The organism is Aliidiomarina indica, assembly GCF_015354615.1.
Lineage (GTDB): Bacteria > Pseudomonadota > Gammaproteobacteria > Enterobacterales > Alteromonadaceae > Aliidiomarina > Aliidiomarina indica.
The window spans coordinates 38,457-51,911 of record NZ_JACAVQ010000009.1 but is presented as its reverse complement, the minus strand read 5'-3'; the positions used below and the strand labels follow the sequence as shown (position 1 = coordinate 51,911).

The following is a 13,455-nucleotide window of genomic DNA, read 5'->3' as shown; positions in this document are numbered from 1 at the left end:
CGGGGCGCTTTTTTTGTGTCTGATTGCGTGTTTTTAACGGTCAATGTTACTTTTTCTTTGCTTTTCTGTTGTGCAAAATCACACTTTTCTATACAAATGTAGTAACGATGTGAAATTATATGAGTAGAGTGCTTGCTAGCACGCATATAAAACTATTGGGAGAGTCGGGTGACCGCATACAATACCCGTTCATCAGCGAGTGCAGTCTACTACGTAGCCGCCTTAACCGGTGCCGCTATGGGTGTATTAGGCTTGTTGTTCGCGTGGCTAGCTGCCCCGCACGCGTTGCTCGAAATTATCTCGCCACGTACGGCTGTTGGCGCGTTAATCGTGTCCTTGGGTTTTATATCCGTGGCGCAAGGCAAACGGTTATGGCAGATAATTCCGGGCTGTGTATGTATCTTGTTAGCGCTCCTGCAAGCGTGGAACCGAATCTTTCTCTCCGGCCTCGATTTAAACTGGTCATTAAGCTTTGTGTTACTGTATGGCATTAACATACACTTTCTTTTCTTAGGACTGGCATTTCTTTTCCCGCCGGGTTCATCGCTTGGTCGATTGGTGTGGCGATTTACCCTGTATCTATCGTTGCTGCTGGCCGTTGGGCTATTGATTTACGCATGGATACCAAATACCACCAACCTTGATTTACCTTTACCCATGAGCTTTATTGCCGTCGCGTTCCTACTTGCGCTAACGGCAGTTATGTTGCACTCACAACTCAAATACCGCTTTTCGCGGTTTGCTTTAGATTGGTCAATTGTTCTGCCAGCTGTACTCGTGTCTACCTTAGGGATTTTTATTTGGTTTTCGTTATCCGCGATGAATGTGCGCGATATCGATGACCGTGCAGAAACCCTGCTCGAGCAAACCATTTCAAATGTTGAGCGGCGGTTAGGCGAACATCACAGCGCCTTAGGCCGACTCGCGCTGCACTGGAGTCATCTATTTAACCAAAATGGCGCGATGCTGACGGATAGCATGGCGTTTTTGCAAGATCATCCCCTGATAGTGAGTGTCGCTCTGTATAACACCGATGGCACCCTCGAGTTTGAAGCCTTGTCGCCCCATGAGCACAACCACTACTGGACCACCTCTGCAGACTTACGCGATCCGCCAAAGGAATGGCTGATGCAAGCGATGGGTGGTGAGAATATTCTCATTTCCAGAGAAACTACGGCCCTTGGCATGCCCTTAATGTATTTAACCTTGCCTATGCATGTGGAACGCTTAAATGAGGCGCAGCAAGTGGTACAGGAGCCGACCAAGCAAGTGGTGATGACGTTGGATGTACGGAGCATTGTGGATACACCAGCAAATCGGTTCTTAGATTTCTTTACCGTGTATGTCGAGTTAAACAGTGAGCTCATCATTTCAGCGATGCCGGTAGGCTTCCAGTACTTAACGAAAGAGGCATTTGAACGCAAATATCCACTGATGTATTCACGCGTGACCCTCATTTTAGAGGAATATGAACGCACATTTTATGTCACGCTTGGAAGCACCGAAGTGATTTGGAAAAATGCCCGTATTAATCAATTCGTGTTTATTTTATCAAGCATGTTTGCGTTGCTATTGGTCGTTGTTGCCGATGCCAATAAACAGCTAAAAGAAGAGCGCGATAAGCTCGATGTACTGGCCACTTATGATGGTGTAACCGGATTGGTTCGTCGCGACGTGTTAGAGCGGCGGTTAAGCGAACTGTTAATGCGAACAGATGCTCGCGTACATGTCATGTTTATTGATTTGGATGGGTTTAAACCCATCAATGACACTTTTGGCATTGCCTTGGGTAACCAACTCTTGGCCGATGTAGGGCGCCGCATTATGCGCGTGACCCGCGATACTGCCATTGTCTCTCGCTTTAGCGGTGATGAGTTTATTTTGGTCAGTCAGGATTACCGCTCGGAAGAACTCAAAGCGCTTACCACCCGGATCCTCTCAGAAATTCGTCAGCCCTTTCTCTTAGACGGTGTGAGTGTGCACCTTACCGCCAGTATTGGGATTGCAGGTGCAGAGAGCATGAAAGGCTCCGCTGAAACCATGATTCAAAACGCAGACGTTGCGATGACCGGGGCCAAGCGCATGGGTGGGGATACTTATTTATTCTTCGCACCTATTATGACAGAGGCATACAACCGCGAGGTAGAGTTGCGCGCGCGCATTCAAGAAGCCATTTTAAATGACGAATTTGAAATCTATTATCAACCGATAGTTGCGACGGAGACGGCCGATATTGTCGGTGTTGAAGCACTTGCACGCTGGCCGCAGGCAGATGGCAGTATGATCTCCCCCGGTGAATTTATTCCGGTGGCGGAGCAAACGGGGCAAATCTATGAAATTAGCGACCTAGTGATGAAAAAGGTGTTTGCCCACCTTAAAACGCTACAAAATAAAGTGAACTGGTTTGTGTCGATTAACTTTTCGGCGAGCTTGTTTCAACGGGGCGATATTGTAAAACGCCTCGATCACTTGCTAGACCAAGCAGGAATTGATGGTCGTCGAATTCATGTAGAAGTAACGGAAAGTGTGTTTGCCGATGACCAACATCAGATTCCGGAAAAATTACGAGCCTTGCAAAAACGGGGTATGAATATTTCGATTGACGATTTTGGTACCGGCTACTCAAGTTTGAGCTTGCTTTATAAGCTGCCGCTTGATGTTATTAAAATCGACCGTACCTTTATTACCGATTTACAACCCAATTCTCCGGCCTACCAAGTAGCCAGTGCGGTGATTGACCTGGCCCATCGCTTAAACAAGCAAGTGATCGTGGAGGGTATAGAAACAGAAGCACAAGTGGCGTTTTGCCGCGAGAAGGACTGTGATTCAATTCAGGGCTTCTTCTATTACCGGCCCATGCCATTTGCCGATTTACTGCAACTGTTAGATCACGAGGTGCAGGTGTAATATCGGTTTATACCGACTGCCCAGCAACCCAACCGGAGCTCCACGCCCACTGGAAATTGTAGCCGCCTAACCAGCCGGTGACGTCGAGCACTTCGCCGATAAAGTATAATCCCGGTTGTTTGAGGCTTTCCATGGTCTTTGAACTTACTTCGTTCACGTTCACGCCCCCAAGTGTCACTTCAGCGGTTCGATAACCTTCAGTACCATTAGGTTTCATCACCCAGGTGTGAATATCGCGGTCTATGCTGTCGATGGCTTGATTGGATAAGTCGGCCAAATTGCTCTGCGGCCATTGCTGACGCGCCATCAACGCTTGCACTAAGCGTTTTGGTAAATAGCGACTGAGCGCATTGGGTAAGGATAACTTAGGCTGCTCTCGGCGCAGATCACGCAGACGCTCACCCACGGAATCTCCGGGCAAAAGATCGATCGCGATAGCATCGCCCGCCTGCCAATAGCTCGATATTTGCAGCATGGCTGGGCCACTTAAACCGCGATGCGTAAATAGCATGGCTTCTTTAAATTGAGTCTGATTGGCCGCGGCAATCACGTCGGTAGCAATGCCAGTTAAATCGGCAAATGCGGCTTTATCATGATCGTGGAGGGTAAAAGGCACTAAACCGGCACGCACAGGAACAATGCTGTGGCCAAACTGCTTGGCAAGCTCATAACCGAGGGGAGATGCCCCTAATTTGGGCATAGACAGGCCGCCGCAGGCTACCACGAGGTTATCGGTTACATAAGTGCCCTGTGAGGTGTCTACATGATATTGGCCTTGATAGCGGACGCTCAGAACGTCCGTGCGCAGTTGCACTTTGGTACCGACATCTTTGCACTCTTGCATGAGCATATTGACGATATCTTTAGCGGAATCATCACAAAAGAGCTGACCAAGGGTTTTTTCATGCCATGGTATTTGATGTTTATCGACCATGCTTAGAAAATCCCATTGGGTGTATCGACTAAGGGCAGATTTACAAAAATGCGGATTTTGCGACAAGAAATGGTCTGGGCTAGCGAACATATTGGTGAAATTGCAGCGACCACCGCCGGAGATAAGAATCTTCTTACCGGCTTGCTTCGCATGATCAAGAATAAGCACGCGTTTTCCACGCTGCCCTGCGCTGATGCCGCTCATTAAACCGGCGGCTCCCGCGCCAATGATGATGACATCATAGGGTGTCTCAGAAGTGCTCATTTCATCCAATCTCATTCGCTAAAGGCGCGCAGTATAACACGGCTCACGGCCACAAAAAGCCGCAGGTAACATACTTTGTTACAAAGTAACTTTTGCCGTTTTCTCCGTTCGTTGCGTATATTTTAAAGGCTGTCCTGAAGTTTTGGCGTCAGTATATTTTATCTAGGGAAAGAGTCAGCCGCTTTGGTTGGCAAGTGAGGACACTATGAAATTACCAATTATTGTCGGGCTTTCGCTCGTATTATCCAGCGTATTTGCAATATCGCCAGTTGCAGCCGGTGAGCGTTGCGACACTGAATCATGTCGCGCCCAAATTGAACGTTTCCAACGCTATGCCCAAAACGGTAGCTTTGAAGCGATGCTTATCTTAGCCGTCGCTTATGCCAATGGTGAAGGTGTTGAACAAGATATCGACGAAGCACGAAAGTGGATGAAAGAGTCGATTCGTTTGCGTAATCCGCAAGCGTTTCATGTGAAATCAAGCTGGCGCCGTCATGGCGTGGTATTTCCACAAGATCTGGAACGTGCCGATCATTTCCGCGATCGCGCCATCGAGTTAGGCTTTGCGCCGGCCATGTACGAGAAGGCGATTGATTTACTGCGTGCTAATCAGCAAGTGGACGAAGCTCTTGAATTGCTAAGTGAAGCGGCAGAGCAAGGTCACCCCGAGTCGATGTACGCGGTTGCACGTTTTTATGAAGAAGGCGTGTTAGGTGAGCAAGACTTGCGTGCTGCAGGCGAAATCTACAAGCACCTCGCAGTGGTAGGTCACGGTGATGCGCGGTCTCGCTTACGGGCAATTGCTGAAGAGTTTGAGCAGCAGTCGGAAGAGGGTCAATCGATTGCTCGCCAGTTACGTGAATATGAGAACATGGAGCGTATTGAAGTGCGTGCCATGACAGGGTCGCTTGAAGATCGTTTAGCGCAAATGAATGACTTGCTATTCAAGCACTTTGATAATCGCCCGCCGTCGGGAACTCGTATTCGTCGCGCTCATGCGTGCTCGGGATTTGGCTGTTCAGTGATATATCAACGAGGTGAAAGTGATTTTGTAGGGCCTACGTTGCTTGAAGCCTTGGGGATGGATCGGTAAGCATCTCGTTCCTATATGAGAAAGCCCAACAATTTATTGCTGGGCTTTTTTTATGGGCCTATTTCAGAGAGGTTAAGCGAACGCCACCAGTGTCGCTGTCACTACGCTGGCCACATCGGGTTGTACATCTGGTTGTACATCGGCGCCATAGCCAAAGATGACGGTGAGTATCAATACCACCACACAAGCGAGCATTAATTTACCAAGCAGTGGTAAGCAGAAGCGGAACCAGCGATCATAAGGCACGCCAGCAATACCGATAATTCCCATCAATACCGCATTGGTCGGTACAATCATATTCGAGAAGCCATCACCGAACTGATAGGCCAAGACGGCGACTTGCCGAGGCACGCCCACCAAATCACTCAGTGGCGCCATCAAAGGCATGGTGACAAACGCTTGCCCACTTCCGGAAGGAACGAATAGATTCAGTATCGTTTGAATTACTAACATACCTACCGCTGAAATGTATGAAGGTACATGGGACAACGGCATAGACAGGCCATTTACAATACTGTGGAGCACCTGACCATCTTCCAAAATGAGGGCGATCCCGCGGGCGACACCGATCAATACCGCGGTGGTCGTGAGATCTTTCACGCCCTCAATAAAACTCTCAGCGGCCTCATCGAACTTTAAACGACCCAATACAGTGATGAGCAGACCCCAACCAACGAAGCAGGCACCGAGTTCGTACAAATACCAACCGAACTGTGAAATGCCGTAAATGGCGATGGCAATGGTGACTAAAAAGGTACCTAAAATTAAACGGTGGCGACCGTTTAATTTCGGATAATCTTGCTGCACTTTGCCTTCTAAGGGACAGGGTAAGTCTGCGACCAAACTTTGCGTGGGATCCGCTTGTACTTTCTTGGCGTAGCTCCATACGTGGTGAAAAGCAATGAGTACAAACGGCAGAATGAGCAAGAGGCGCAGCCACAGGCCCGAATAGGGCGGAACTTCGGCAATGCCTTGGGCAATGAGCACGGTGAACGGATTAAAGGCAGAGACGCCATAACCCACACCGTAACCGGCCACAGTCATGCCCACTGCGGTCATCGCATCCAGTTTCATGGCTTTACACAGGGCCACTAAGATCAGAACGAAGGGAATATATTCGCCGGCGGTCCCAATAGCACCAGAGGCCAAAGAGAAAAAGAAAATCACCATGAAAATTAGTTTCTCAGGGCGATCTTTATGTTTCTCGAGTAAGCGACCAATGAGGGCGTCGACGGTACCGGTGCGGCGCGCAATAGCTAATACACCACCAACGATAAAGACGAAGAAAATAATGTCTTGGGCGGCGGCAAACGCACGAGGAACCGCTGTTAATAATTCCCAAGGAGTGAGAAACTGGCGTTCTTCAACGAGCTCAAAGGTGCCAGGGACAACCACGCTACGTCCGGTGTCTGTGAGTTCAGTTTGGAAAAACCCTTGCGGCACAACCCAAGTTGCAAGCATCGCAATGATCATCATACTGAACAATAAAGTCAGAGTATGTGGAACTTTAAACGCTTTCTTCATAAACAAGCCTATGTGTTGTTATATGTATCATTATAATTAGGTGGTCCGTGCGGACGGCCTGTGTGGGATACGCTAAGTCTATCGGATGCACAGCAGTCAACCAAGCGTAAAATGTAACCCAATTGTTGGGAAATGACGATTTACACCAAGAAAAAAGGAAACCCGATGAAAAAATATGTGTTGCTCCTATGCCTTACGCTCTTTTTGTTTGGGTGTGCTCAACTCAGCCAAATCGCCAGTTATCGTGTTGAACAAGGGCAGTTAGAGCAAATTCTCTGGGATCGCATCAATGCAATGGATACACGCGTGACGATTTTAGGCATGTCGGCGCCGCTCGAAGTGGAAAAGCTGTCGTTAGAAATAGGTCCGGAGGATACTAACTTGGTTCGCGTGCACACGGCATTCACCTTGCAGATATCAGGATTGGGCATGAGCTATCCGATTGCGGTGGAAATGTCGGTGGAAGGCGCGCCTATTTATCGCCACGATCAGCACGCGGTATTTGTGCGCAATCTAGATATTCTCAATGCATCGATTGATGCTGGCGGTTATCGTGGTTCGCTTGGGTTTCTTAATCGAGAAGTGAAACAAATCCTCGATGAGATAATGGCTGAGCAGCCAGTGTATCGTCTTGATGCCGATAATCCGCGTCATCGCATGCTAATGCGCTTCCCTATTTCCATGGAAGTGGAATCGGGCGGATTGCGTTTTCGCGCACAGCAAAACAATGATTAAGTGATTTTGGGGTAAGCTTGCTTAATATAGATATCAAAGCGGTGCTTTTTACTGGTCACTTGTGATTGTGGGGTTTGTCCTGCTAAAAAAGGCGCTTTGTTAGGGCGTTTTACCACGACACGGTAAGTGGCCAGTTCAAGAGCGATGGGGAGTAATCCGTCTGCATCAAAATCGGAGCCAACAAGCTGTTGAAGCATCTGCATATCTTTTTTTACCGCCGCTGATTTTTCCCGTTCAGGAAACATGGGGTCGAGGTACACCGCGTCCGGATTTACGTCTAAAATTTCGTCGGGTAGAGGATCATGTTCGAGCAAGCTACCGGCCCCTAGTACATGCAAGCGTTGGCGCCGCCAATGGTCATTCGGCTGATGGAGTTGAAAGTGCAACACGGCTTGATCGAGGAGCGCATGGACCGCAGGGTTTCGCTCGAGAAAGAACAGGTCGCAGCCGGCGTGGGCTAACATCAAGCCATCACGACCTAAGCCTGCTGTGGCATCTAGCACGCGCGGACGCATGCCGCGTGCTACACCGATAGCCCGCACGATGGCTTCCTGCCTGCCACTTCCCAATTGTTGCCGCCAAGCCTGCCGACCGCGCGTGTAATCAAGCATGAGCGGCTGCATGTCCGGACGCTCTAACCAACGTAACTGCAACCCATCTCGGGTGAGTTCAAGCACGAAGTCTTCGCCACAATGTTGCTGCGGAAGTTGAAAGCGCTCCGCTAACTGCGCAGCTGCAGGCTGTAGTTCCGGTTCAGCGGGAAGTAACGGCACAAGAAAGGTCATGGGTGATACTCCATGTGCCGATGGGGAATGCCATCCTCCAGATATTCATCGCCGAGGACATGAAATCCAAGGGAAGTGTAAAACTCGAGGAGGTAACTTTGTGCATTTAACTCAATGGGGTAATCCGGTGCGCGCTCAATCACTTCCGTAATGGCTCGCTGCATAAGCAGGCGACCGTAACTTTTGCCACGCCCACGTTGATGCACCACAACGCGACCAATATGCGAGGGTTCTTGGTTCGTGCACTGGACCCGCGCATAAGCCACGAGCCCTTGCTCATCAAATGCACATAGGTGGAGCCAATCCGGATCAATGCCATCAATATCTGGATAAACACAATTCTGCTCCACAATAAAAATATCTTGGCGCAGGCGAAAAATATTGTGCACTAACTCGTTACTTAGTTCGTTGAATGTGGAAATCGTGAAATTCAACATGGCATCTCTCCTTGCGCAACGTGACCATCGGCTACTTCCCTACTTTAAGTCCAGGCACCTGCGGAGCAAAGTAAGCAAGTAGTTCCCCTACTTTATTCCGAGTACTGCCATTTTGACTAATAAAACGATGAACTTGTAGTGGGGTAAGGTTAGCACTTTGATACAGTTCACGGGCAAAAACGGTGTCGTGATTGCTGATCAGCACGGGAATACCGCGCTTTGCAGAGGCATCGATGGCCTTTTGCGCTAAAATTGCTTGCTCATCGAGGCCAAAACCATTGCCTGCATAACTGGTGAAATTGGCAGTTGGACTGAGCGGTAAATAGGGCGGATCACAATAGATCACGTGCCCGCGCCGAGCGCGGCGAAAGGAATGCTGAAAAGGCTCGCAGGTAAAGGTTGCCCGTTTTGCTTTCTCGGCAAAGAACTCGAGCTCTTGTTGCGGAAAATAGGGTGCCCGATATTTGCCAAAAGGGACATTAAAAAAGCCGCTGCTATTGTATCGACACAGTCCATTGTAGCCATGGCGATTGAGGTACAAAAAGTACAGGGAGCGTTCGTACGGGTCACGGCTGAGATTAAAATCGGCGCGTATGCCGTAGTACACATGCGCTTGATTAGTCGCCGGCACAAACAGCTTGCGCGCGTCTTCGATAAAAGTTTTTGGGCGCCGCTTGATGATTTTGTACAGGTGAATTAAATCGGCGTTGATATCATTGAGGAGATACTTTTCATAATCGGTGTTGAGAAACACCGAGCCGGCTCCCACGAAGGGTTCAATTAGCTTATCGCCCCCCGGCAGAAGATTACGAATGGGCTCGACTAGGGTGTATTTGCCACCTGCCCACTTAAGAAATGCGCGTTGCTTTGTTTTCATTATTATGGGAACGCCGGGCACCAGTTGAATACGTGAAAAACCGATTGTAACCTGAACCGATCAGGAATAACACGGCCTCAGGCTTGCGCAATCGATTCATTGATAACGCGAGTAAGCTCGGCTTGGGTCACATTACTAAAAATTTCCGCCGCTCCGGGACCGGTCGGCAAAATGAAGCGCATGGTTCCGTCTTTCACTTTTTTATCGCGACTCATCAACTCAAGCCATGTGTCGATGCTCATGGCGATGGGCGGAACAGTTGGTAAGTGGGCTGATTGGATTAGATCGATAATGGCATCGCGATAAGTGGTGCCAATGAAGCCACGCAAACAAGAGAGGCGCGCGGCCATAACCATGCCGGTAGCGACTGCTTCGCCATGCAACCAGCTGCTGTACTGGGTTGCTGCCTCAATGGCATGGCCAAAAGTATGCCCTAAATTCAATAATGCCCGTTGCCCTTGCTCAGTTTCGTCCGCCGCAACCACGCGGGCCTTGATAGCGCAACTGGTGTGAATCGCGTGGGCTAAGGCTTGCGGATCTTTATCCAGCAACGGCTGCATATTTTGCTGCAGCCAGCGGAAGAATTCGGCGTCAGCCATAATGCCGTACTTAATAATCTCAGCAATGCCAGCGCCCAATTCGCGATCGGGTAAGGTGGTGAGCACCTGCGTATCAATAAGAACTGCGGCAGGCTGATGGAAGGCACCAATGAGGTTTTTCCCACCGGGATGATTCACTGCGGTTTTACCACCCACTGATGAATCCACTTGCGCGAGTAGGGTCGTGGGAATTTGCAGGCATTGCACTCCCCGTTGCCAAGTTGCAGCAACAAAGCCGGCAAGATCACCGACCACGCCGCCACCGAGGGCGATGATTACGCAGTCGCGGTCAAAGCGCTGCTTCACCAAAACATCCATGACATCGCTATAGGTGGCGAGGCTTTTATAGCTTTCGCCATCAGGAATGAGCATATGGTGTACGTTATAGGCTTTGTCGTGGTTTTGAAATGCGTGCAGTACGGCGTTCAAATAATGGCCGGCAACCGTTGGATTGCTCAATACCAGAATATTGCGACCATGCTGGGGCAGGCTTTCGTGAAGTAAGGGTAAGAGCTGCTCACTGAGAATGCCGTCGCCAATGAGAATGGGATAGCGCCGCGTTCCAAGTTCAACATGCAAAGTGGAGAGCGGCGCAGTCATGATTATAACCCTAGTTTCTCGATGATTTCGTTTGCCACAACCTTGGCGCTCTGCTCATCGGTTTGAATAACAACATCAGCAATTTCTTCGTAGAACGGGTTGCGCTCGTCAGCAAGTTTTTCCAACACTTCCCGCGGGTTATCCGCTTCGGCAATGAGCGGTCGGCGCTTATCGCGCTCGGTACGTGCCACTTGCTTGTCGATGGTGGTTTTCAAGTACACCACCACCCCGCGCGCGGATAAGCGATTACGGTTTTCTTTGCTGATCACTGAACCACCGCCGGTGGCCAGCACAATCCCAGTATTTTCGGTGAGCTCGTTGATCACTTTCTCTTCGCGATCGCGGAATCCCTCTTCCCCTTCGAGCTCAAATACCCAACTAATATCGGCACCTGTGCGGCGCTCAATTTCAGCATCTGAATCAAAAAATTCAAGGTGAAGGGATTTGGCGAGTTGTCGCCCAATGGTGCTCTTGCCGGCCCCCATAGGGCCGATGAGAAAAATGTTACGCTTATCAGCCATAGCTTTATACGTCACTTCTGTATTTGCTGTATTAAATCAAATGAGTGTCCAACCACCCCTGTGCCCCTGAAAAAGACACGCGATTATCGCAATTTGTATGGGCTATGGCAACCAGAACACGGGGGAGGATCGTGCCGGTAAAAGCGGAAACTCCACAGGGATACAGTCTCGATCGGGTGCGAACAGGCGCAAAAGCCCAGCGTCAGATATGCTTACATGCAGTGTAGACGTTTCTGTAAGTATGGGGAAATACGAAGAAATTGGCATCAGATAAGGTTTTGACTGGGTCGCGATACGCGCTTCTTGGTAATTCTGCGGTGGCGTAAATGCCAGCACGGTTTCGTTCCATTCGACATCAGAAATACAGGGTGTTTGTTGTGTAAATTCCTCATCGCTGCCTGGAGGCGTGTCGGTGTGGTCCACATATCTGTTTTGCCAAGCTGACGGAATCGTGAGCGCAGCGCTGCCTGCCCAGAGCTGTTGCTGGTGCATCTCACCCGATAAGCGCAGTTCTTGCCCATCGAAGATGAGCGATAGGCGATGAAATAGCCAAGGCGTGCTTTGTAAGGCGTGCAGCCAGTGCATCATGTGTTCGCTTGGTCCGAATAGCTGTACTTGGCCCGCATCGTTGGAAAATTGCCAATGGTCAAATTGAATCGGTAGTCTGGGTATAGGTATCGGTGTATCCGCGCGTGTTGGCGCGGGTAAGTCGCGGTCGGCAACTGCCTGGGCCTGCGCTTCTAGAACTCTAAGTTGCTGGCGCTGACTGATTCGCTCCTTAGCGAGAGGCGCCCGCCAGTATATGTCAATCGCCCCCACAATCCCTGCCAGAGTGAACATAATGATAATGACCCGCTGCCAAGCCGAGCGCACCACGAACTTAGCCCATAGCTCCGATCTATCCAACATAGTGAAAGGTCCAGATCACCCGAATCGCGCTAGTGTTTCCAGATTCAGGCGCAATGGTAACTGAGGTTTGTTGCCACAAGGGAATATCGAAGGTGGTTGCGTTGATTGCAAGTGCCTCTCGGTGGGTAAACTGGAGCTCTAACTCAAGTTGCTTGTCAGCCCAAGTTACCGCCTTGAGTGTCGCTGTATCGGCAGGCCACTGCGCCACGTCATGCCAGTGGGTTAGAAAATTGAAAAACGACTGCAAGGGGTGGTGAGCAAGGGAGGCATGTGCGAGCTGAGCCCGAAGTTGCTCTCGCTCCCTTAACTCAAGCGCTGATAGGGCGGAAGGCAAGCGCAGAATCTGAACAGCACAGATCGATACGAGAATGGCTCCGGCAAGCCAGAGTTGCATCACTGCTTGCCGGCGTTGTCGGTACCAGCGTTGGGGAAAGGGCTGGAGGAAATTAAACGTCATAGTCATGTCCCGAAATCGCCTGATCAGTGTTTGGTTGCTTGAGATTAGCGCCAAGCGCCACGGCTACCGTGGCGGCCTGAATAAGTGCATGGGTATGATCTGATGGTGTTGCAGCAGTGGTTTCAGCCGCTTTTTCAGCACAAAAGGCACGCGCCGCTGGATCCTTCTCAATGAGGCTGATGGCAAGGTCGCGACTCGCGGTGATCTGATCTGAAAATAAGGGGGGCTGCGGATGAATCGCCAATTCCGGCATGGGGCTGAATTGATGTTGCCAGTGCTTTAACAGGCGCCGATAAGGAGCCATGGTGGCTCGAGCCACGCTTCGAATCTCGGTTTCATCACCGTGTAAATGGATGTCCCAATCATCATTAAACGGACAATGTACGCCACGTTCGGCAATTTTTTCATGCACAATATGGCGTTGGTCGGGCACGGTTAAATCGTCGGGCATAAACAGGGTATAGCGTTGGTACTGATCGATCGCCCAAGTGCAGATTACTTTTTTTTGTTTTTGCCACCTTAATCGGGAACTTTTCCCAAAACCCAATCTCAAAGCTATGTGTGTGATAAGAGTATGCGAGTTTAGTGTGAGGGCTAACTCCGCGGAAGCAAACTGGAAGACATGCCGAAGTTTGGGGCATGTCGCCCAGTCCTCCAAAACCACCATAAATGTGTCGGATTCTGTGTGGTACAAGCCGGCGGTTAAAACACTTTTCTGTTTATCTGCAAAGCCCGCCCAAGAGCGTAAGTTCCTACTTGAAAGCATCCTGCAATCCCCTAATACGACTATCCATAAATGAAGCGACTGAGAAA

General features: G+C 49.8%; 13 protein-coding genes. 3 read left to right on the top strand and 10 right to left on the bottom strand.

Translation table 11 applies throughout. The features are described from left to right. Nucleotides 1–168 precede the first annotated feature (168 nt). Nucleotides 169–2,907 carry a putative bifunctional diguanylate cyclase/phosphodiesterase gene (locus tag HXZ99_RS12395; RefSeq protein ID WP_194757411.1) on the top strand — a complete coding sequence of 913 codons (2,739 nt, stop codon included), beginning with the start codon at nt 169–171 and terminating at the stop codon, nt 2,905–2,907. 7 nt (nt 2,908–2,914) lie between these two features. Here HXZ99_RS12395 and HXZ99_RS11370 read toward each other — a convergent pair whose 3' ends face one another. After that, nucleotides 2,915–4,105 carry a BaiN/RdsA family NAD(P)/FAD-dependent oxidoreductase gene (locus HXZ99_RS11370; protein ID WP_194757410.1) on the bottom strand — a complete coding sequence of 397 codons (1,191 nt, stop codon included), beginning with the start codon at nt 4,103–4,105 and terminating at the stop codon, nt 2,915–2,917. 205 nt (nt 4,106–4,310) lie between these two features. Between HXZ99_RS11370 and HXZ99_RS11365 the strand changes: the two genes are divergently transcribed. After that, a complete protein-coding gene (locus HXZ99_RS11365; RefSeq protein WP_194757409.1) occupies nt 4,311–5,198 on the top strand; it encodes a tetratricopeptide repeat protein in 888 nt (295 codons plus the stop codon). 72 nt (nt 5,199–5,270) lie between these two features. Here the strand turns inward: HXZ99_RS11365 and HXZ99_RS11360 are convergent, their stop codons facing one another. Beyond that, nucleotides 5,271–6,722, bottom strand: a complete 1,452-nt coding sequence (locus HXZ99_RS11360) for a YfcC family protein (protein ID WP_194757408.1) — start codon at nt 6,720–6,722, stop codon at nt 5,271–5,273. A gap of 165 nt (nt 6,723–6,887) precedes the next feature. Here HXZ99_RS11360 and HXZ99_RS11355 point away from each other — a divergent pair, with 165 nt between their 5' ends. Beyond that, on the top strand, nt 6,888–7,457 hold the full coding sequence (locus tag HXZ99_RS11355; RefSeq protein WP_194757407.1) for a DUF1439 domain-containing protein: 570 nt from the start codon (nt 6,888–6,890) through the stop codon (nt 7,455–7,457). On the opposite strand, the gene HXZ99_RS11350 is transcribed toward HXZ99_RS11355, so the two are convergent. The 8 genes from HXZ99_RS11350 to HXZ99_RS11315 form a co-directional block, all read right to left on the bottom strand. Next, a complete protein-coding gene (locus HXZ99_RS11350) occupies nt 7,454–8,242 on the bottom strand; it encodes a class I SAM-dependent methyltransferase (protein ID WP_194757406.1) in 789 nt (262 codons plus the stop codon). The genes HXZ99_RS11355 and HXZ99_RS11350 overlap by 4 nt on opposite strands. Next, entirely contained in the window at nt 8,239–8,679 is a 441-nt protein-coding gene (locus HXZ99_RS11345) for a GNAT family N-acetyltransferase (RefSeq protein WP_194757405.1), read from the bottom strand. Before HXZ99_RS11345 ends, HXZ99_RS11350 begins: the two co-directional genes overlap by 4 nt. Nucleotides 8,680–8,710: 31 nt before the next feature. Beyond that, on the bottom strand, nt 8,711–9,556 hold the full coding sequence (locus tag HXZ99_RS11340) for a Dam family site-specific DNA-(adenine-N6)-methyltransferase (RefSeq protein WP_194757404.1): 846 nt from the start codon (nt 9,554–9,556) through the stop codon (nt 8,711–8,713). 77 nt (nt 9,557–9,633) lie between these two features. Further along, nucleotides 9,634–10,755, bottom strand: a complete 1,122-nt coding sequence (gene aroB, locus HXZ99_RS11335) for a 3-dehydroquinate synthase (protein WP_194757403.1) — start codon at nt 10,753–10,755, stop codon at nt 9,634–9,636. A gap of 2 nt (nt 10,756–10,757) precedes the next feature. Then, nucleotides 10,758–11,276, bottom strand: coding sequence for a shikimate kinase AroK (gene aroK / locus HXZ99_RS11330; RefSeq protein WP_194757402.1), 519 nt, complete (start codon nt 11,274–11,276; stop codon nt 10,758–10,760). 102 nt (nt 11,277–11,378) lie between these two features. Next, a complete protein-coding gene (locus HXZ99_RS11325) occupies nt 11,379–12,185 on the bottom strand; it encodes a hypothetical protein (protein ID WP_194757401.1) in 807 nt (268 codons plus the stop codon). Continuing rightward, the gene (locus tag HXZ99_RS11320; RefSeq protein WP_194757400.1) at nt 12,175–12,642 is read right to left on the bottom strand and encodes a hypothetical protein; all 468 of its coding nucleotides are present in this window, start codon (nt 12,640–12,642) and stop codon (nt 12,175–12,177) included. Before HXZ99_RS11320 ends, HXZ99_RS11325 begins: the two co-directional genes overlap by 11 nt. Beyond that, complete coding sequence (locus HXZ99_RS11315) at nt 12,632–13,093, bottom strand: hypothetical protein (protein ID WP_194757399.1); 462 nt, start codon at nt 13,091–13,093, stop codon at nt 12,632–12,634. Before HXZ99_RS11315 ends, HXZ99_RS11320 begins: the two co-directional genes overlap by 11 nt. Nucleotides 13,094–13,455: the final 362 nt, after the last annotated feature.

Excerpts from the sequence above, each read along its gene's own strand:
- HXZ99_RS11315 (WP_194757399.1), bottom strand. The coding sequence starts at position 13,093 with ATGCCCGACGATTTAACCGTGCCCGACCAACGCCATATTGTGCATGAA.
- HXZ99_RS11320 (WP_194757400.1), bottom strand. The coding sequence starts at position 12,642 with ATGACGTTTAATTTCCTCCAGCCCTTTCCCCAACGCTGGTACCGACAA.
- HXZ99_RS11365 (WP_194757409.1), top strand. The coding sequence starts at position 4,311 with ATGAAATTACCAATTATTGTCGGGCTTTCGCTCGTATTATCCAGCGTA.
- aroK (WP_194757402.1), bottom strand. The coding sequence starts at position 11,276 with ATGGCTGATAAGCGTAACATTTTTCTCATCGGCCCTATGGGGGCCGGC.
- HXZ99_RS11325 (WP_194757401.1), bottom strand. The coding sequence starts at position 12,185 with ATGTTGGATAGATCGGAGCTATGGGCTAAGTTCGTGGTGCGCTCGGCT.
- aroB (WP_194757403.1), bottom strand. The coding sequence starts at position 10,755 with ATGACTGCGCCGCTCTCCACTTTGCATGTTGAACTTGGAACGCGGCGC.
- HXZ99_RS11360 (WP_194757408.1), bottom strand. The coding sequence starts at position 6,722 with ATGAAGAAAGCGTTTAAAGTTCCACATACTCTGACTTTATTGTTCAGT.
- HXZ99_RS11370 (WP_194757410.1), bottom strand. The coding sequence starts at position 4,105 with ATGAGCACTTCTGAGACACCCTATGATGTCATCATCATTGGCGCGGGA.
- HXZ99_RS11350 (WP_194757406.1), bottom strand. The coding sequence starts at position 8,242 with ATGACCTTTCTTGTGCCGTTACTTCCCGCTGAACCGGAACTACAGCCT.
- HXZ99_RS11355 (WP_194757407.1), top strand. The coding sequence starts at position 6,888 with ATGAAAAAATATGTGTTGCTCCTATGCCTTACGCTCTTTTTGTTTGGG.
- HXZ99_RS11345 (WP_194757405.1), bottom strand. The coding sequence starts at position 8,679 with ATGTTGAATTTCACGATTTCCACATTCAACGAACTAAGTAACGAGTTA.
- HXZ99_RS11340 (WP_194757404.1), bottom strand. The coding sequence starts at position 9,556 with ATGAAAACAAAGCAACGCGCATTTCTTAAGTGGGCAGGTGGCAAATAC.